Origin of the sequence: Latilactobacillus sakei subsp. sakei DSM 20017 = JCM 1157 (genome assembly GCF_002370355.1) — a bacterium.
GTDB lineage: Bacteria > Bacillota > Bacilli > Lactobacillales > Lactobacillaceae > Latilactobacillus > Latilactobacillus sakei.
Genome location: NZ_AP017929.1, coordinates 565,645 through 586,180 on the forward strand (window position 1 = coordinate 565,645; position 20,536 = coordinate 586,180).

The 20,536-nt window shown below is 41.1% G+C and carries 14 protein-coding genes and 3 rRNA genes; 16 read left to right on the forward strand and 1 reads right to left on the reverse strand.

Annotation, left to right across the window (positions count from 1 at the left end):
- Nucleotides 1-29 precede the first annotated feature (29 nt).
- From mnmG to LEUCM_RS02840, 7 genes are all read left to right on the forward strand, one after another.
- On the forward strand, nucleotides 30-1,922 hold the full coding sequence (gene mnmG, locus LEUCM_RS02810) for a tRNA uridine-5-carboxymethylaminomethyl(34) synthesis enzyme MnmG (RefSeq protein ID WP_056936469.1): 1,893 nt from the start codon (nucleotides 30-32) through the stop codon (nucleotides 1,920-1,922).
- 124 nt (nucleotides 1,923-2,046) lie between these two features.
- Complete coding sequence (locus tag LEUCM_RS02815; RefSeq protein WP_016264305.1) at nucleotides 2,047-3,672, forward strand: ABC-F family ATP-binding cassette domain-containing protein; 1,626 nt, start codon at nucleotides 2,047-2,049, stop codon at nucleotides 3,670-3,672.
- A 438-nt stretch (nucleotides 3,673-4,110) separates the two neighbouring features.
- A 16S ribosomal RNA gene (locus tag LEUCM_RS02820) occupies nucleotides 4,111-5,684 on the forward strand.
- A 226-nt stretch (nucleotides 5,685-5,910) separates the two neighbouring features.
- Nucleotides 5,911-8,829 (forward strand): 23S ribosomal RNA (locus tag LEUCM_RS02825).
- Nucleotides 8,830-8,919: 90 nt separating this feature from the next.
- Nucleotides 8,920-9,036 (forward strand): 5S ribosomal RNA (rrf, locus tag LEUCM_RS02830).
- Together the 16S, 23S and 5S rRNA genes form the textbook arrangement of a ribosomal RNA operon.
- 158 nt (nucleotides 9,037-9,194) lie before the next feature.
- The gene (locus LEUCM_RS02835) at nucleotides 9,195-10,037 is read left to right on the forward strand and encodes an HAD-IIB family hydrolase (RefSeq protein WP_025016151.1); all 843 of its coding nucleotides are present in this window, start codon (nucleotides 9,195-9,197) and stop codon (nucleotides 10,035-10,037) included.
- Nucleotides 10,034-10,720 (forward strand): TVP38/TMEM64 family protein, encoded by a 687-nt coding sequence (locus LEUCM_RS02840; RefSeq protein ID WP_016265824.1) that lies wholly within the window; start codon nucleotides 10,034-10,036, stop codon nucleotides 10,718-10,720. Before LEUCM_RS02835 ends, LEUCM_RS02840 begins: the two co-directional genes overlap by 4 nt.
- On the opposite strand, the gene LEUCM_RS02845 is transcribed toward LEUCM_RS02840, so the two are convergent.
- Nucleotides 10,717-11,658 carry a quinone oxidoreductase family protein gene (locus LEUCM_RS02845; RefSeq protein WP_025016152.1) on the reverse strand — a complete coding sequence of 314 codons (942 nt, stop codon included), beginning with the start codon at nucleotides 11,656-11,658 and terminating at the stop codon, nucleotides 10,717-10,719. The genes LEUCM_RS02840 and LEUCM_RS02845 overlap by 4 nt on opposite strands.
- Before the next feature lie 168 nt (nucleotides 11,659-11,826).
- Between LEUCM_RS02845 and LEUCM_RS02850 the strand changes: the two genes are divergently transcribed.
- The 9 genes from LEUCM_RS02850 (at nucleotide 11,827) to LEUCM_RS02890 (ending at nucleotide 20,535) form a co-directional block, all read left to right on the forward strand.
- Nucleotides 11,827-12,309, forward strand: coding sequence for a MarR family winged helix-turn-helix transcriptional regulator (locus tag LEUCM_RS02850; RefSeq protein ID WP_016265822.1), 483 nt, complete (start codon nucleotides 11,827-11,829; stop codon nucleotides 12,307-12,309).
- An 85-nt stretch (nucleotides 12,310-12,394) separates the two neighbouring features.
- Nucleotides 12,395-12,982: a hypothetical protein gene (locus LEUCM_RS02855; RefSeq protein ID WP_016265821.1), complete on the forward strand. Its 588-nt coding sequence runs from the start codon at nucleotides 12,395-12,397 to the stop codon at nucleotides 12,980-12,982.
- 134 nt (nucleotides 12,983-13,116) lie between these two features.
- Nucleotides 13,117-13,557, forward strand: a complete 441-nt coding sequence (locus LEUCM_RS02860) for a LytTR family DNA-binding domain-containing protein (protein WP_025016153.1) — start codon at nucleotides 13,117-13,119, stop codon at nucleotides 13,555-13,557.
- Nucleotides 13,554-13,946 (forward strand): hypothetical protein, encoded by a 393-nt coding sequence (locus tag LEUCM_RS02865; protein WP_025016154.1) that lies wholly within the window; start codon nucleotides 13,554-13,556, stop codon nucleotides 13,944-13,946. The genes LEUCM_RS02860 and LEUCM_RS02865 overlap by 4 nt, the downstream gene beginning before the upstream one ends.
- A 236-nt stretch (nucleotides 13,947-14,182) precedes the next feature.
- A complete protein-coding gene (locus tag LEUCM_RS02870; protein ID WP_016265819.1) occupies nucleotides 14,183-15,373 on the forward strand; it encodes a hypothetical protein in 1,191 nt (396 codons plus the stop codon).
- A complete protein-coding gene (locus tag LEUCM_RS02875; RefSeq protein WP_016265818.1) occupies nucleotides 15,370-16,806 on the forward strand; it encodes a hypothetical protein in 1,437 nt (478 codons plus the stop codon). Before LEUCM_RS02870 ends, LEUCM_RS02875 begins: the two co-directional genes overlap by 4 nt.
- Before the next feature lie 157 nt (nucleotides 16,807-16,963).
- Nucleotides 16,964-18,442, forward strand: coding sequence for an MFS transporter (locus LEUCM_RS02880; protein ID WP_016265817.1), 1,479 nt, complete (start codon nucleotides 16,964-16,966; stop codon nucleotides 18,440-18,442).
- A gap of 170 nt (nucleotides 18,443-18,612) precedes the next feature.
- Nucleotides 18,613-18,876: an HTH domain-containing protein gene (locus tag LEUCM_RS02885; RefSeq protein ID WP_082267696.1), complete on the forward strand. Its 264-nt coding sequence runs from the start codon at nucleotides 18,613-18,615 to the stop codon at nucleotides 18,874-18,876.
- A 24-nt stretch (nucleotides 18,877-18,900) separates the two neighbouring features.
- Nucleotides 18,901-20,535: a BglG family transcription antiterminator gene (locus tag LEUCM_RS02890; protein WP_133285959.1), complete on the forward strand. Its 1,635-nt coding sequence runs from the start codon at nucleotides 18,901-18,903 to the stop codon at nucleotides 20,533-20,535.
- The last annotated feature ends 1 nt before the right edge of the window (nucleotide 20,536 follow it).

Here is a 20,536-nt window from a genome sequence, read left to right on the forward strand (position 1 = left end):
TCTTGAACCATATTAAAGGAGAACAAAACATGCGAGAATATGACGCAGCGCACTACGACGTAATTGTTGTTGGTGCCGGCCATGCGGGTTCCGAAGCGGCATTAGCTGCTGCACGAATGGGCCGCGAAACATTATTATTAACGATTAACTTAGATATGGTTGCTTTTATGCCATGTAACCCATCATTGGGTGGCCCGGCAAAAGGCATCGTGGTCCGTGAAATTGACGCCTTAGGTGGTCAAATAGGCCGCAATATCGATAAGACTTACATCCAAATGCGGATGCTAAATACAGGTAAAGGCCCAGCTGTCCGCGCATTACGCGCCCAAGCTGATAAGCATGCCTATCACCGGACAATGAAACGGACAATCGAAACGACGGACCACTTAACACTCCGTCAAGGGATTGCTGAATCATTGATCGTTGAAGACGGTGTCTGCAAAGGGATTGTGACTAACACAGGTGCCCGTTACAGTGCTGACAGTGTGATTTTAACAGCCGGAACAGCCTCACGAGGCAAGATTATCATTGGTGAATTAACGTATTCATCAGGTCCTAATAATTCAATTCCTTCTATTAAACTTTCAGAGAGTCTTGAAGATAACGGTTTTGTGTTGACGCGTTTTAAAACGGGGACACCACCACGAGTGGACGGCACAACAATCGATTTTTCAAAGACGGAAGAACAACCAGGGGATAAGGAACCGAACCACTTTAGTTTTGAAACACCTGATAGTGCTTATTTGAAAGACCAACTTTCTTGTTGGATGACGTACACGAATGATACGACGCATCAAGTGATTCGCGATAATCTCGACCGCGCCCCAATGTTTACCGGTGTGATTGAAGGTGTCGGCCCACGTTATTGCCCATCAATTGAAGATAAAATTGTCCGCTTCGCGGATAAGCCTCGCCACCAAATTTTCTTGGAACCAGAAGGCCGCGAAACAGAAGAATACTACGTTGGTGATTTCTCAACATCAATGCCAGAAGAAATCCAACACAAAATGATTCATTCTATCGAAGGGTTAGAAAATGCCCAAATGATGCGCCCTGGTTATGCGATTGAATATGATGTCGTTGAACCATGGCAATTAAAACCAACCCTTGAAACTAAAGTGGTTGAAAATCTTTATACAGCTGGCCAAATGAACGGCACTTCAGGTTATGAAGAAGCTGCTGGTCAAGGTTTGATGGCCGGGATTAACGCCGCCCTCAAACAAACGGGCCGCGACCCATTCATCTTGGATCGAAGTGAAGCTTACATCGGGGTCTTAATCGATGACTTGGTCACTAAGGGGACTAAGGAACCTTACCGTCTATTAACCTCACGTGCAGAATACCGTTTAATGCTTCGTCACGATAATGCTGATTTGCGTTTAACGGAAAAGGGTCATGAATTAGGTTTAATCAATGATGACCGTTTTGACAGTTATGAAGTGAAAAAAGCAGCGGTTGAAGCTGAATTAGCACGTTTAGAAAAGATTCGCTTAAAACCAACACCAGAAATCCAAGCCTTTTTAGCTGCTAAGGGTGAAGCGCCACTTAAAGATGGTGTTTTAGCCAGTGACTTCTTAAAACGACCAGAAGTGAAGTATGCCGATTTAATTCAATTCATTCCAGCGGTTGAAGGAATCGATAACCGTGTTGTGGAACAAGTTGAAATCCAAGTCAAATATGCAGGTTATATTGATAAGGAAAAGGCTAAGATTGCGAAGTTAAAACGGATGGAAGCTAAGAAGATTCCAGCCAATATCGATTACGATGCAATTGAAGGCCTTGCAACAGAAGGTCGTCAAAAATTACAAAAAATTCAACCCGAAACACTTGCACAAGCAAGTCGGATTGGTGGGGTGAACCCAGCCGATATCGGGATTCTAAGCGTCTATATTCAACAAGGTAAGATTGCTAAGGTCAAATAGCCTGGTTGATAACTAGTCATTAGATATGTTAGAGTTAAGCATATATTGTCAATGGTAGAAAGCCAGCCGTTTCACATGAAACGGTTGGCTTTTTAGAGTCATGAAAGAAAAGTGAGGGAATCAAGTGATAACTGTTAGTGAAATGAGCTTAACGCTTTCTGGGCGTAAGTTATATGAAGACGTTAATTTGAAGTTTACACCTGGAAATTGTTATGGCGTGATCGGTGCCAATGGTGCAGGTAAGTCAACTTTTCTAAAATTATTAGAAGGTAAATTACAACCATCATCAGGCCACATCTCAATGGGCCCTAATGAACGGATGTCGAGTTTGAATCAAGATCACTACGCTTTTGAAGAATTCGAAGTGTTAGAGACCGTGATCCAAGGTCATAAGAAGTTATATGAAGTGATGCAAGCTAAGGATGCCCTATACGCTAAAGCTGAATTCACTGAAGAAGATGGGATGAAGGCTGCTGATCTAGAAGCTGAATTCGCTGAAATGAATGGTTGGGATGCTGAATCAGAAGCTGCTCAATTACTCCAAGCTTTAGGTATCGATGAATCTTTACACCATGTGAAGATGAGTGAATTGATGGAAGGGCAAAAGATTAAGGTTTTACTTGGTCAAGCGCTCTTTGGCAAACCTGATATCCTATTATTGGACGAACCAACTAATGGTTTGGACAGTGCCTCAGTTGAATGGTTAGAAAACTTCTTGGCTGACTTCCCGAACATCGTGATCGTTGTTTCCCATGACCGTTACTTCTTAAATCAAGTATGTACAATGATGTGTGATGTGGACTTTGGTCGCATCAAGACATTTGTTGGTAATTACGACTTCTGGTTAGAATCAAGTAAGTTGGCAGCTAAGTTACAATCAAACGTTAATGCTAAAAAAGAAGAACAAATCAAAGAATTACAAGACTTTATCGCACGTTTCAGTGCTAATGCTTCAAAATCAAAACAAGCTACTTCTCGTAAGAAGCAATTAGAGAAGATTACATTAGAAGACATCCAACCTTCTTCACGTCAATACCCATTCATTAAGTTCGATTTCGAACGCGAATTGGGAAATGACCTTTTACGGGTTGAGAACGTCTCAAAAACAATCGATGGTGTTAAAGTGTTAGATAACATCAGCTTCTCAGTTAAGCCAGACGAAAAAGCAGCAATCGTTTCACGAAATGACGTTGCGACAGCTGTCTTAATGCAAATCTTAGCTGGTGAAGTAGAACCAGATAGTGGTACAGTGACATGGGGTGTGACGAGTCAACAATCATACTTACCAAGAGATACGAACTCAGCCTTTAATGATGATCAACTCATTATCTTAGACTGGTTACGTCAATTTGCCGCTAAGGGTGAAGACGACAATACCTTCTTACGTGGTTTCTTAGGGAAAATGTTATTCTCTGGGGATGAAGTAACGAAGGAAATTAATGTTCTCTCTGGTGGGGAAAAGGTTCGTTGTATCCTATCTAAGATCATGCTTCAAAAATCAAACACCTTACTATTAGATGATCCAACTAACCATTTGGATTTGGAATCAATTACATCATTGAATGATGCCTTGATCGATTTCAAGGGTGCTTTGATCTTTACATCTCATGATCACCAATTTATTCAAACAATTGCAGATCACATCATTGAAGTTTCAGCTAACGGTTTAGTTGATCGTGCCGAAACAAACTATGATGAATTCTTAGCACATCCAGAATTACAAAAACAAGTTGCTAAACTATACGCTTAATAACGAGAGAAGACCAGCAGACACGGATTTGTGTCGCGGGTCTTCTTTTTTTGAATCTTTTTCAGAAAGTCCTTGTATCTGCTATTGTAAGTTGGTATACTAGTAAAGTTGTCGCAAGCGAGTAGCTCAGTAATGAGTGAGAAAATAAATAATTAAAATGTTTTTGAAAAACACTTGTTATTTATTTCTAATCGTGATAACATATCATATGTTGCTTACGGAGCTATAACTTCTAAGTGATAAATAATTTTAAAAGTGTTTGACAGGTAATTAGTTATATGATATAATTAAAAAGCTGTTTCAACACAGTAGATCTTTGAAAACTGAACAAAGTTTTGATAAACCAAATGTGTAGGGTCGCCCTTCGGGGCACAACATATTTGCGAAGTCAATTTCGCTAGCAAATAAATTAAGTAACAAAACAAGAGCTACAAACTTTTAATCGAGAGTTTGATCCTGGCTCAGGACGAACGCTGGCGGCGTGCCTAATACATGCAAGTCGAACGCACTCTCGTTTAGATTGAAGGAGCTTGCTCCTGATTGATAAACATTTGAGTGAGTGGCGGACGGGTGAGTAACACGTGGGTAACCTGCCCTAAAGTGGGGGATAACATTTGGAAACAGATGCTAATACCGCATAAAACCTAACACCGCATGGTGTAGGGTTGAAAGATGGTTTCGGCTATCACTTTAGGATGGACCCGCGGTGCATTAGTTAGTTGGTGAGGTAAAGGCTCACCAAGACCGTGATGCATAGCCGACCTGAGAGGGTAATCGGCCACACTGGGACTGAGACACGGCCCAGACTCCTACGGGAGGCAGCAGTAGGGAATCTTCCACAATGGACGAAAGTCTGATGGAGCAACGCCGCGTGAGTGAAGAAGGTTTTCGGATCGTAAAACTCTGTTGTTGGAGAAGAATGTATCTGATAGTAACTGATCAGGTAGTGACGGTATCCAACCAGAAAGCCACGGCTAACTACGTGCCAGCAGCCGCGGTAATACGTAGGTGGCAAGCGTTGTCCGGATTTATTGGGCGTAAAGCGAGCGCAGGCGGTTTCTTAAGTCTGATGTGAAAGCCTTCGGCTCAACCGAAGAAGTGCATCGGAAACTGGGAAACTTGAGTGCAGAAGAGGACAGTGGAACTCCATGTGTAGCGGTGAAATGCGTAGATATATGGAAGAACACCAGTGGCGAAGGCGGCTGTCTGGTCTGTAACTGACGCTGAGGCTCGAAAGCATGGGTAGCAAACAGGATTAGATACCCTGGTAGTCCATGCCGTAAACGATGAGCGCTAGGTGTTGGAGGGTTTCCGCCCTTCAGTGCCGCAGCTAACGCATTAAGCACTCCGCCTGGGGAGTACGACCGCAAGGTTGAAACTCAAAGGAATTGACGGGGGCCCGCACAAGCGGTGGAGCATGTGGTTTAATTCGAAGCAACGCGAAGAACCTTACCAGGTCTTGACATCCTTTGACCACTCTAGAGATAGAGCTTTCCCTTCGGGGACAAAGTGACAGGTGGTGCATGGTTGTCGTCAGCTCGTGTCGTGAGATGTTGGGTTAAGTCCCGCAACGAGCGCAACCCTTATTACTAGTTGCCAGCATTTAGTTGGGCACTCTAGTGAGACTGCCGGTGACAAACCGGAGGAAGGTGGGGACGACGTCAAATCATCATGCCCCTTATGACCTGGGCTACACACGTGCTACAATGGATGGTACAACGAGTTGCGAGACCGCGAGGTTTAGCTAATCTCTTAAAACCATTCTCAGTTCGGATTGTAGGCTGCAACTCGCCTACATGAAGCCGGAATCGCTAGTAATCGCGGATCAGCATGCCGCGGTGAATACGTTCCCGGGCCTTGTACACACCGCCCGTCACACCATGAGAGTTTGTAACACCCAAAGCCGGTGAGGTAACCCTTCGGGGAGCCAGCCGTCTAAGGTGGGACAGATGATTAGGGTGAAGTCGTAACAAGGTAGCCGTAGGAGAACCTGCGGCTGGATCACCTCCTTTCTAAGGAATAATACGGAAAACCTTGTACATTTGCGAAATCAAAACTTTGTTTAGTTTTGAGAGGTCTACTCTCAAACTTTGTTCTTTGAAAACTGGATAATAAGTAATATATTAGTTTTAAAAGCCGAGAAAAACATTGCGTTTTAAAGAGTTTTTTAATAATAGAAATATGAATTAGTTCATATCGCTAAACTCAAATAATAACCCTTTACCGTAGGTAAAGATAGGTTAAGTTATAAAGGGCGCATGGTGGATGCCTTGGCACTAGGAGCCGATGAAGGACGGTACTAACGCCGATATGCTTCGGGGAGCTGTAAGTAAGCTTTGATCCGGAGATTTCCGAATGGGGGAACCCAATACTTTTAATCGAGTATTATCATTAAGTGAATACATAGCTTAATGAAGGTAGACGAGGGGAACTGAAACATCTAAGTACCTTCAGGAAGAGAAAGAAAAATCGATTCCCTAAGTAGCGGCGAGCGAACGGGGAAGAGCCCAAACCAAGAAGCTTGCTTCTTGGGGTTGTAGGACAGAACTTTGGAGTTACCAAGTTAAGTTGTAATCGAATCAGCTGGGAAGCTGAGTCAAAGAGTGTGATAACCACGTAGATTAAACAACTTGACCTCCGTTCTGGATCCTGAGTACGGCGGAACACGTGAAATTCCGTCGGAATCCGGGAGGACCATCTCCCAAGGCTAAATACTCCCTAGTGACCGATAGTGAACCAGTACCGTGAGGGAAAGGTGAAAAGCACCCCGGAAGGGGAGTGAAATAGATCCTGAAACCATGTGCCTACAATTAGTCAAAGCTCGTTAATGAGTGATGGCGTGCCTTTTGTAGAATGAACCGGCGAGTTACGTTTATATGCGAGGTTAAAGTGAAAAGCTGGAGCCGTAGCGAAAGCGAGTCTGAAATGGGCGAGTGAGTATATAGATGTAGACCCGAAACCAAGTGACCTACCCATGTCCAGGTTGAAGGTGTGGTAAAACACACTGGAGGACCGAACCCACGTCAGTTGAAAATGGCGGGGATGAGGTGTGGGTAGCGGTGAAATTCCAATCGAACTTGGAGATAGCTGGTTCTCTCCGAAATAGCTTTAGGGCTAGCCTCGGAATATTGGATCATGGAGGTAGAGCACTGTTTGGACTAGGGGCCCGTCATGGGTTACTGAATTCAGATAAACTCCGAATACCATTGATTTAGTTCCGGGAGTCAGACTGCGAGTGATAAGATCCGTAGTCGAAAGGGAAACAGCCCAGATCACCAGTTAAGGTCCCAAAATTTATGTTAAGTGGAAAAGGATGTGGCGGTGCACAGACAACTAGGATGTTGGCTCAGAAGCAGCCACCATTTAAAGAGTGCGTAATAGCTCACTAGTCGAGTGCCGCTGCGCCGAAAATGTACCGGGGCTAAACATAATACCGAAACTGTGGGTGGACACGTAAGTGTCCGCGGTAGGAGAGCGTTCTAAGGGCGACGAAGCTAGATCGTAAGGACTAGTGGAGCGCTTAGAAGTGAGAATGCCGGCATGAGTAGCGAAAGATCAGTGAGAATCTGATCCACCGTATGACTAAGGTTTCCTGGGGAAGGCTCGTCCTCCCAGGGTTAGTCGGGACCTAAGGCGAGGCCGAGAGGCGTAGTCGATGGATAACAGGTTGATATTCCTGTACTAGTTTATTTTGTTTGAATGATGGAGGGACGCAGGAAGCTAAGGAATGCACACGACTGGAAATGTGTGTCCAAGCAACAAGTCTTGAGTTGAGTGAAATGCTTGATTCTTTAAGGACAAGTTGTGATGGGGAGCGAAATTAAGTAGCGAAGTTCCTGATGTTACACTGCCAAGAAAAGCTTCTAGTGAGAAATAAACTACCCGTACCGTAAACCGACACAGGTGGTCGAGGAGAATATCCTAAGGTGAGCGAGTGAACTCTCGTTAAGGAACTCGGCAAAATGACCCCGTAACTTCGGGAGAAGGGGTGCTGACCGTCAGGTCAGCCGCAGTGAATAGGCCCAAACAACTGTTTATCAAAAACACAGGTCTCTGCAAAATCGTAAGATGACGTATAGGGGCTGACGCCTGCCCGGTGCTGGAAGGTTAAGAGGATGAGTTAGCGCAAGCGAAGCCCAGAATTGAAGCCCCAGTAAACGGCGGCCGTAACTATAACGGTCCTAAGGTAGCGAAATTCCTTGTCGGGTAAGTTCCGACCCGCACGAAAGGCGTAATGATTTGGGCACTGTCTCAACGAGAGACTCGGTGAAATTATAATACCCGTGAAGATGCGGGTTACCCGCGACAGGACGGAAAGACCCCATGGAGCTTTACTGTAGCTTGATATTGAGTGTTTGTACAGTTTGTACAGGATAGGTAGGAGCCGTAGAAATCGGAACGCTAGTTTCGATTGAGGCGTTGGTGGGATACTACCCTAACTGTATGACCACTCTAACCCGCGCCACTTAGCGTGGCGGGAGACAGTGTCAGGTGGGCAGTTTGACTGGGGCGGTCGCCTCCTAAAGTGTAACGGAGGCGCTCAAAGGTTCTCTCAGAATGGTTGGAAATCATTCGTAGAGTGTAAAGGTATAAGAGAGCTTGACTGTGAGATTGACAAATCGAGCAGGGACGAAAGTCGGACTTAGTGATCCGGTGGTTCCGTATGGAAGGGCCATCGCTCAACGGATAAAAGCTACCCTGGGGATAACAGGCTTATCTCCCCCAAGAGTCCACATCGACGGGGAGGTTTGGCACCTCGATGTCGGCTCATCGCATCCTGGGGCTGTAGTCGGTCCCAAGGGTTGGGCTGTTCGCCCATTAAAGCGGTACGCGAGCTGGGTTCAGAACGTCGTGAGACAGTTCGGTCCCTATCCGTCGCGGGCGCAGGAAATTTGAGAGGAGCTGTCCTTAGTACGAGAGGACCGGGATGGACATACCTCTGGTGTACCAGTTGTGCCGCCAGGCGCATCGCTGGGTAGCTATGTATGGCAGGGATAAACGCTGAAAGCATCTAAGTGTGAAGCCCCCCTCGAGATGAGATTTCCCATTCCTTTATGGAAGTAAGACCCCTGAAAGATGATCAGGTAGATAGGCTAGGAGTGGAAGTACAGCGATGTATGGAGCGGACTAGTACTAATCGGTCGAGGACTTAACCAAAGGTGCAATGTTAGGCTTTTGAAATGAAAATATTACTTATTATGCAGTTTTGAGAGAACGAAGTTCTTCTCAGTGCGAAAGCACAAATAGTGTGGTGGCGATAGCAAGAAGGATACACCTGTTCCCATGTCGAACACAGTAGTTAAGCTTCTTAGCGCCGATAGTAGTTGGTGGGAAACTACCTGCGAGGATAGGACGTTGCCACGCAAATTAAAAAGGTTGAACCTTAGGGTTCAGCCTTTTTTGTTGTCTTAAGTATGGTAGTATTTTTATCATTACTTAAATACATCTTTTGTGTTTATCTATGATTGTTTATACTAAAGAGATTAGAATAAGTGACTTTGAATAAAAGTGAGGTTTTCATCATGGGTGTTAAAATGATCGTTGTTGATATGGATGGGACTTTTTTGGACCAGAATAATCAATATAATCAGGCGCGGTTTGCGCGAGTTTTTCAGGCGTTACAAGCACGCCAAGTTAAGTTTGTAGTCGCTAGTGGATCGCAATATCAACGGCTGCAAAATCAATTTGATCCGTATCGTCAGTCGTTAGATTTCATTTCTCAAAATGGGGCGATTGTGCATCATGGGGATGATTTACTGCGAGTAGACGCATTGGCTGATGATGATTTACAAGCGTTGTTAGCGTTAATTGCGAAGGGCTTTCCAGCGGGGACAATTGTGCAAAAAACAATTTCTGGGTTGGCCCAAACGTATGTGCCGCGACAGGCTTCACCCGAAACACTAGCAATCATTAAACAGTATTACCATGCGGTGACGTTGGTCGATCATTTTGATCAGTTGACGGGGCGCTCAGTCAACGATCAAATTACTAAAGTCGGGATCACGTTTGGGCCGGATGTTGATTATTCACAGGCGGTTCAGCAGTTACGGGGCTCCTTACCGGTAGGTTTGATGAGTCAGAATTCGGGATTTCAAACGGAGTTGATTGGTAATGTTGGTGTGGATAAGGTGAGCTGTCTACGTCAATTACAGACGCGTTACCAAATTGCCGATGATGAATTGATGACTTTTGGGGATAATGAAAATGATTTGGGGATGCTGACGATGACGCCTTGGGGCTTTGCGATGCCTAATGCCTATGAGTCGATAAAAAAACAATCCGCTAACATTGCGTTAGCGGATCATAATCACGATGGTATCTTGACGACGATTGAGCATTACTTAAAAGAAGGTGTCATCGGATGACGGCGCACCAACAAAAGCGGCTGATACTGGCGGTAAGTATCATCTTACTAGCGCTGATTGTTTTATTGATTGGTTGGCGCCATCAGAGGACGGTCATTGCTTTTTTAGCGCAGTGGCAGGATTATCGGCAATATGTGTTGGATATTCGTCATCTGGGACCGTATGCGTTCTTGGTGTTTGGCTTAGTGATGGTCGTGATGACAGTGATTCCTGGCGCGCCGACGTCAGCAGTCGCGATGCTTGTCGGGGTTTGCCTAGGGCATTGGGGCGGCTTTGTCGTTAATGCGATTGGTTTAACGCTCGGGAATTTACTGCAAGTGCAGTTATTGACCAGAGTGCGGGATCGCCGCCACAAAAAGCCGGATTCACGCGTTTATCGTGCGCTAGTTAAAATGCGGCATCCGGCAGTGGGCGTCTTGATTGGTTATGCAGTACCAATGATCCCGACTGCTTTTGTGAATCTAGCCGCCGGTGATACGCATTTAACGGCTAAAGCACAAAGCTGGGCTTGTTTAGCCGGTTCGACGATCGTTGCTTTTATTTACGCTTTTGCTGGAGATCTATTAATCTTGAAACAAGATTGGAAGAGTCTCCTCATTCTGTTGACGATTGCGGTTGTAATTGGCTTGGCGGAATACGGGATTCGTATGCGGCGCGATGCTGTGGTGCGAGGGACCGACTAGATAGTGAAAACGAGGCGTTCATTGCCAGGGAGGTGCCAGCCAGCTTCAACATCTGATAATGGCAGTGTCCGAGTTGTAAAAGTAAAAGGTTGTTCTTTTTCAGCGGTTAAAATGGCGTTCAATGATTTCATCATATTGATAGGCGCAACTGAACCCTGACCAGAGCCGATTAAGCGCAAAGCAACGGCGCGGAAGGCAGCGCCTGGAATGGGTGCGGTTTGGCCGGCAGATGAGCCGATTTCAACCCATTGCAAAAGTTGTTCGGCATTTTGACGGTGGGGGATGATGGCGGTCATGGCGTTTGCGGCAACGTCGCCCCAAAGATAATCAAGGACGATATCAACGTCACTGCCGGCTTTAGCGAGTTGAGCATTGCGTTGTGCGGGTTCTGCAGAGAGATCGACCAGTTGTGTAGCGCCTAAGGCAGTCAGTGTCTTGAGCTGCTCTGTATTGCGGGCGACGGCGATAATTTCTGAAGCGCCTAAGCGTTTGGCAATCTGAACGGCCATCATACCGGCGTTACCGGTAGCGCCCGGAATCATGACTTTTTGACCGGTACTAAAATTGGCACGGTAGTTTAGTGCCATCCAAGAAGAAAGGGCGGGATTCATCATGCCCGCTAATTTAATCGCATCAAGGCCATCGGGAACTGTTACCCAGTGGCCTTTTTTGACGGCGACTTGTTCAGCAAAAGTACCTTCGCTGGCGAAATAAACTTGTTCACCGGTTGGTAAAGTACCAATGCCATCGACACCGGGAATCATTGGTAGTTGGTCCGTCGATGTGTAGTGGCTGCCGGCTGCACCGGAGCGCGCCCGATTGGAAAGGGATGAGGCAATCACGTTAATGAGGACTTCATCTGGGTTAGGAATTGGTGTTGGAAATTGGTTATCAAATTTAGGATCTTGTTTAAAATCTGTTACGACTGCTGCTTTCATATTAAAAACCTCTTTTTTATAGAATTAATTACCGGTAATTGATTGGGGTAAAAATGACCCGGTTAATTGTAAAAATGAAAGATTCTTGTTTTTTAATTACCTGTAATGTAAAATTAGTATAGATCCTAAATTAATGAAAGTCAACAGATATATTACAGGTAATTAAAAATGTCTAAATTAGCAAAGTTCCAAGAAATGATCGCCAAATTACATGCTGAAAATGATCAAGATCCTGAGCGGGATTGGTTATTACAGCATTTACAGGCCAATAAAACGCCGGAGATGATGGCCCAAGCCAAGAAACTAACGCATTCAGAATTGGCAATTTTGACGCAACTGGCACAGGCGGGCGAAGCAATTCCCTTCAAGCAGCTACAGGCGCAATCTGAATTGTCGCAAGGAATGTTATCGCGCTATATTCAGCGCCTCGCTAAGAATCGGTTGGTTGAAAAATTTCACACGCCGGAAAATCAAAAAGCCGTCGTACTGAGAATTACGGCTCGCGGGCAAGAAATCGGCGAGCTTCACCAACAATTACATCAACGGCAACGCCAAAACTATGAAGCGGTTTTAGCCAACTACTCCGAAGCCGAAGTTGAGACTATTGCGCAATTTATCGAACAGATGATAGCGGCGCGCGAAAATCTTTAACCCGAAATCTCAAAAACGGTTAGAAGTGACATATTGTGTCGCAATCATTTTTTATAATTATCATAGAAAGTGAGCGTGATGCTAAATGACAAAATATACAGCCGTTGATAGTTGGTTATACTGGTCAATTCCAAGCGACCTGACTGACGCAACGCCGGAAGAAGCCATTTTACCGTTATTCAAAGAAAATTATGAACCCGGCTTTCCGAGTGACATTGATAAAGCAGCCTTGGATCAAAAATTGAGTGCGGTGCAATACGTCTTTATCGGATTGAACCCAGGCGATGCGGGCCCACTACCAGAATTATTCGGGAACTTCCACGGTGATCGCAAAAGTTGTGATTATCGACTAGCAGCCATTACTTACGGTACTGCTGCATGGGGTGGTTTCATTACGGATTTAGAAGGGTCACTAGAAAGTGACTCCAGCAAGGTTAAGGTTGGCCAAGCCAATGTAACAGCCTTACTCGATCACTTGAAGGACCTCGGCATTCCACAATCAGCAACCTTAATTGCTTTAGGCAGCAAGGTTTATAAGGCCCTAGAAGGCAATCTACCAACAGGCTATCATCTCAGCCAATTAATGCACTATTCTGGGATGAACGGTCACTGGCGCTTTGAAAAGGAACGGAAAAAGGTGCGGCAAATAATTGAAGCCCACACGGCATTGTAGCCGATTGAAAAAGGACTCTGAAAAGGGGCCTTTTTTTATGCATCAAAACAAATTTTAGTGCAACTAAGCTAAATTGAATCGCATTAGGTTAGTTGATTTGTTATTGTTGATTTTAAAGAGGAGGGATGTGGCTAATGCATTTTATTTTTAAATGGGGGTCCAATTATTCACCGGAGACAGTAGTGATTCAGGGGCATTCAAAGCACCAAGAATTAATAGAATCTGCCCTTAAATCACTGCAATTTGATCAAACAATTCAAGTTAGAAATAGGCAGAACGAACGGCAGCAAAAAATTTCTTTAGATACTGTTGAAGCTTTTACGTCAATGGGACATCTTTCTAAGGTCTACACAGTCGATGGTTCAATTTATTATTATGGCAGTACCTTAAAGCAGATGGCGGCATTCAACCAAATGGGCTTTTCAAGGATAAATAATACAACTGTTCTTAATCTCAATCAGATTGTGAACTTTAAGGCCAGTAAGAATGCAAAATTAAGTGTGTTTACACAATCGGGTAAGGAGTATGTTGTCAGTCGGCACTATGCACAACAGATAAAGGAGCGTTTAAATTGATAAAACAAATGAAGCAAGATTTTAGCCAAACGACTTTAATTGCAATTATTTGGATGACATTACTAGCGACAATCCAAGAAAACTCGATAGGCATTTGGCGAATAATTGGTATTGGTTTATTAGTCGGAATTGTATTTGGGATCGTTTATCCATATCTATGGCATTTTTCAACATTAGGTGCAGTATGGAATATTGTAATTAGTACCGTATGTAATATTGGATTTCAGATTCTCGCGTTACTACTCTATTCACCTGAGTTGTTTAAGTGGATAGCGCCATACTTAATAATTACGTCAGTTATGACGTTTGGATTGCATCTCATCATTTTTTATTTTTATATGCGGCATTTAAATCGACAATTGGTAAAAGAATTAAATCAAATAAGCTAGTTAGAAGAATAATAGAATTTTTGGATAGAGGGTGCTGTTGCCAGTTTAATTGTTGGCAGGGTGCCCTTTTATAATTAACTTATAGCAGAAATACAAGCTATATGAGTATTAGCGTAGCTCAATTTTATAGCAGTAGTAGGGTATAATATATGAGAGGATTATCATGTGAATTATTGTGATTAATTAAGGTATTAATTTAGATTGTAAACGGAACTACTGTATTGGGGGAAGCAAAAGTGAGTAGTCGTAAAGTTAGTTTAATAGATGATGAAAAACAGATGGATTTATTTGAAGTTACTGATGTGCAGAATTTAAAAAAGGAGCCTAGAGATAAAAATATTCCAGCAGAAGGTACAAAACAGACCAATGCATCAGCATCGGCATTTGGATGGCAATTTCAAATTATAGTAGGGATAATACTGTCGTTGGAAAATATAAAAAATCTGAACGAAGTAAAGATTGAAGGGAACACAGAAGATGTAGAATTATATTTAAATGATAGAAAACCAGTTTATGTACAGGTTAAATCAATACAAAAAAAGATATATGATGTGAAAGATAGTACCAAGATTACCGCGGCAATGAACACTCTAATTAATACTAGCAATATAACTAACGGTGGATATTCAGAGTTAATATATATAGCTAATTTTCGTAATCCATTAAATTTAGATGATGCGCTTATGCAGGCGAGTTGGATACCAGAAATGAATAAGACTTTTATCCGTACATATGAGTCTTTACCTGAGAAGGCTAAACAATTTGTTCAAGAAAGAATAGAAATGGCACAACGACAATTAGAAGAAAAATATACATCTAGTATAGAGAATTTTGATTTGCGGCGACTAAGAATAGGAACGATTCTGTTTGGATCAGACTCACAGGATGCACAACAATATTCAGTATTAGAAGGAACAATAAAGTATTTTTTTGAATTGGTGAAATTAGAAAAAGTTATAACTAAAGTGGACAGAGTAAAAAATATGTTAATTACGCATTACTTAAGTAATGCAGGAACTCAAGATACCACAGAAAAAAAGAGAAGAATAACTAAAGAAAGTTTAATTTGGAGAATCATTTTTGAAATTATAGATGATGTACCAGAAAGTTTCTTTGAGAATGCTCCTGCAGGGACACGAGGTGAATTAGAGACATATGAGAATGATTTTATTAAGCAACAAGTGGAAAGAATAGAAATTATTAATGGCATACAAAAAGGGTTAATGAGATATGCAGGTGGTAAATTGATAACGAGTAAGATTTGCGAAAAATTTGTAAAGGAAGAGTGGGATAAATATTTAGATATATTTCCTATAGATCATGAAGATAAGATTATACAGGAGTATGGAATAAAACTAATTATGACAAGAATTATTAACGGGAAGAGATTGATAGAAAAAATTGAAGAGGGGGTTAATATGAAATGAGATTATTAAAATTAACAATAAAGTATGATGGTGATGAAAGAACGTTTGATTTTTCTGACAAAACATTATTATTTAGTACCAACAATAGTGTAGGCAAAAGCACTATATTAAGATTGATTTTTTACGGACTAGGATACCCTGTACCAGGTACTTACGGAATGAAATTTTCAAAAGTAGATACTCAAGTTAGTTTTGAAAGAGATAATAGTTTATTTACTGTTATGAGAAAAGAGAATTATATAGAAATCAACCAGGATAATAGTTTTTTAACATCTAGAATACTAACCGGTAATGATGATACATGGTTTGCATACATTTGGGGTATAGATTCTATTAGAGTTTTGAGGAATATATTGGGCGCTATTTATATGGATCAAGATAAAGGTTGGACACTTTTAAATCGAGGGAAAGTTATAGGTAATATTCGATTTAACATACGTGATCTCTTAGTAGGATTATCTAGAAATGGTGAAAGTTTAGAAAATAAGTTAGTTCAGTTGCAGGAATTAAAAAGTGCTTTATCTCGTGTAAGACAGTTAATAGAGCTAAAGGAAAGTACTCTAGAGTATAAAAATAGTAATGTTGAGTCTTTGAGAGAAAAAGATGACACTAAGTTAATCGATAACTACAAGAATTTAAAATTAAAACTAAGAGTTGAAAAACAAGAATTACAAAAGGTTAGGAAAAGCTTTCTTGAGGAGGAAAACTTAAAAAATTATATTTTATCGCTAAATATAATTATTGATTATAATGGTAAAAATATAGTAGTTGATGATGATAACATTTTAAATTTTGATGATAACATTAATTTTTTGAAACAAAAATCAGCTATTATTCAAGAAAACATTGAGCAATTGAGGATTCAAATTACGGAGACTGAAAAAATACTTGCCGATAGTACCGCTAATTTATTTAGCGAAGTCGACGTAGTAGCAAGAGCATTTAGTGATATTTCTACAATTAATATTAATCATACAATATTATCAGCACGAGAAGAGGAGTTAAAATCGGCTATAGCAAGTCTTAACGATATTATAGAAAAAGAATTTATGGCTAATAATGAACTAATTGATGAAACTAGAGAATGGGTAAATATATTTGCAGAAAAACTTGGTATTTTAGATGTTGTTAAAGATAAAAAGTATATTTTTACACGAGATTTAAAGTCAATTAGCGGAACGATTTATTACAAAGTTGTATTTTCATTTAAAATGGCGTATATAAAAATTATAGAGAAATATACAAAGGTAAAATTACCGATTGTATTAGATTCGCCAAGTGGTAGAGAAGTTTCAGATAGGAATATTGCAGAAGTTATAAGAATATTAAATGAATATTTTGAACCAAATCAAATAATAATAGCTTCGATAAATAAATATGATTTGAAAAATATTGAAGAAATTGAATTAGTAGATAGAATTTTTGAAAATTAAAGGAGAAAAACGTACTAGGAGTACGTTTTTTTGTTTGCCTTCCAGTCAACTTGAAGGTGTATGATAATAAAAGTGGTTGAGCGGCTGAAGGAAGGTCGTTAATTGAGATAGCTTATACTATAATAAGTAAAAACAGAAAATACGGAGTAAGTTGATAGTGAATAAGAAGAATACACTTTTAGTAACACTGGCATTATTATTATCAAATATGATGGCGGGGCTTGATGGGACAATCATCAATACGGCCTTGCCAGCAATCATTAGTGATTTGCACGGGATTCAATATATGGGCTGGATTGTGGCGGTCTTCTTGTTGGGGATGGCGGTGGCCACGCCCTTATGGAGTAAGTTGGGTGAACACATCGGCAATCGGCGGGCCTACCAATTGGCAACGTTACTGTTTGCGGTCAGTTCGATTTTTCAGGCAGTTTCTGGGAATATCGTTTTTTTCTTGATTGCTAGAACCGTCATGGGGATTGGCGCTGGTGGGATGAACACCTTGCCATTCATCATTTATGCTGATTTATACCAAGATTTGCGCAAGCGGGCGCAAGTTATCGGGTACGCGACCGCGAGTTATAGCGCGGCTTCGATTGTCGGGCCACTGATTGGTGGGTGGATTGTTGATACCTTTAGTTGGCACTGGGTCTTTTACATCAACGTGCCAATCGCATTGGTATCCATTCTCTGCGTGCGTTATTTCTTCAAAGAACAACCTAAGACACATCTAAGTGGCAGCGTCGATTACTTGGGCGCCGGCATTATGATTACCAGTTTGGTGACGTTATTGACTGGGATTCAAATGATTGGGACTGGTTCATTGACGCTGATAATTGGGTTAATCGTCGCAGGTTTGATCTTGCTAGTTGTATTATACCGAGTGGAAGATCGCGCGGCCGATCCAATCGTACCGAACCGGTTGTTTAAAAATCCGCAATTGGTGACTGATTTTATCTTATTCGTCGTTTTATGGGGCGCATTTATCGCGTTTAACATCTATATTCCAATGTGGGCGCAAGGGTTATTAGGCTTGAGTGCGTTACTCGGCGGGATGACGCAAATTCCAGGCGCGGTCACCAACTTGATTGGTTCGCTGGCTGGGCCGGCAGTTCAACCGCGCTTAGGGAAACACCGCGTGGTGACCTTGGGGACGGTCGCTTTTTTAATCGCCTTTAGTGGGATGTTAATGATGGGCGATCGGGCACCATTTTGGTTTTTATTATTGATGGGCGCTTTTGAAGGGTTCGGACTTGGGATGAGCTTTAACGTCTTGCAAATTAGTGTCCAAGAAGATGCTGAGACGCGCGATGTGCCTATTGCGACCTCTTTTGCCTATCTCTTACGGATTCTGAGTCAAACGTTCATGTCGTCAATTTACGGCGTGATTTTGAACCATGCTTTAACGCAAGGGATTGCCAAATCACACGGTCAAATCACGATGGCGATGATGAACAAGTTGAGCAACCTCCAACGCGTGCACGAATTGCCAGCGCACCTCTTACCGGCAATGCGCGCGATTATGTACCAAGGTTTACACAATATTATGTTGATTGCGACAGTGCTCTTGGTGGTCGTACTCGCCTTTAATCTGTGGTTACAAGGAAAAGCGAAAAAAGAAAATGTTAAAATAGACTAAATATTAAAAAGGACTAGCTGTTGTTTTAACAGCTAGTCCTTTTTGTTGTACGGTGATAATAATTGATTAAAAAATAGTTTGTTAGTGGGCTTGCATAAATTGGTGCAAAATATGGTCTGTTATAATACAGAGGTACTGGTAATATGTAGTGTAAGGAAGGGAGTAGACACATGATGAGATCGTATATGATTCTAAAAGCATTGTTTAATACTAAGGATTATTTACCGATTACATTTTTCATGGAACAGTTGGAAGTGTCTAAGCGGACTGTTCAAAGCGAATTTGCATATTTAAAAAAAGTAAGTGATAAACACGGGTATTTAATTCACATTGCTTATGGAAAAGGATATTTTATTGAAGTTATTGATAAAGTAGCCTTTACACAATTTTTAGATAGTTTAACCCCAGATGATATTGTAACAAGTGGCGAATAACTTATTTCTGACGTGCTTAGTATATTGTTAACAAATACAACTGAATATGTGGTTGTAAGTGAGTTATCTGAGTCATTAGGGATTAGTCGAAGTTTATTGTATTCGGAAATGAAAACGATTTCTAATTATTTAAATTCCTATAATTTAAAGTTAATTCGAAAAAGTCACTATGGTATCTGTATTAAAGGGGAAGCACGCTATGTTAGACAATTGATGTTGGATCTCTATCTGAGGGGTGATAATCAATTTAAAGAACTAACTGATGAAAAAGTAGGTCAATTTGAGGAATATGAACGATTAGTTGAAGACTGTATTCGCAATAATAATTTAAGAATTGGTTATTATGAATTTCAAGTTTTAATAGGATGGCTAAAAATTTTTATTATTTTTTCTGCCAATAGACAATTCTCAACCTCGGAGAATAATGGGGTGATAAACCCTGAATCAGATAAGGTTTTGCGACATTTTGACATAATCTTATTACAACTACAAGAACGCTTTAAAGTTATTGTAACGATGCAGGATATTGATGAATTCAATTATTTTATCCAGAAAAGCGTGCAGAAGAATAATCGAATTGATAATCATCTTAGTCAAAAAGTATTTAAAAACGAATTGCTTGAGTTTTTTAGCGCAGTGGATGTTAAAAATAGAACAGATTATAGCAAGGATCACGAGTTTTTAGAGCAAATTACAACGCACTTACTATTTCTAATTGATAGGATAGATCAAAAAATTACGTATAAGAATCCATTGTTGCTGGAGCTATGTATTAGGTATCCGATGGTATTTGATATAGTTTTAAAATTTTCAACATTTTTGAAAACAAAATTTGGATACGATATTTCCAATGACGAACTTGGTTTTATTGCTGTTCACTTTTTAAATCATACAGAGAAGGAAAAAAATAAACGTATTAATCAGTATGAGCGAATAGCCGTAATTTGTACAACTGGTGGTGGTGTAAGTAATCTTGTTAGAACTCAAATCATGGAAATATTCCCTAGAGCTGTTGTAAAAGCTTTTTCATTCTGGGAAGAGCAAGATCTAGCAACTTTTAAACCGGATTTAATTTTTTCCGTAGTCCCTCTTAAAAGAGCACCAAAGGTACCAACTATTTATATTAAAGAGTTACTGTCAAACAGAGATATCAAAAATATTAAACAAGTTCTATTTTTGGATAATCCACCTAGAAGTGATAATACACAAATTGACTACTCACAAGACTACCTTAGCTTATTAAAGCCAAACCTATTCTCAGTTGAGACGATTCAAAACTATGATGTCTTAATTAAAAAAATGGCAGAGAAGATGATGTCGAAAGGTTATGCGGATGATAATTTTCAAAAAAATGTCGTTTTGAGAGAACAATACATGAGTACGGTCTATAACAATGGCATTGCAATGCCACATCCTATTGAAATGAAAGGGAAACAAAGTGCAATAGCGGTATCAGTTGTAAAGCCGGAATTAAGAGTAGGAAAGCGAGTAGTACGATTAGTCTTTATGGTTTGCTTGGCGAAAGAAGATTTTCATTTTTACAGCAATATTTCAAATGGTTTATTTCAGTTAATGCAAGATAATCATAAGATCAGCGATATTTATCATAAACCCGATCTGCAAAGGATTATAAATATTTTTAAGGAAATGGAGGGGTAGT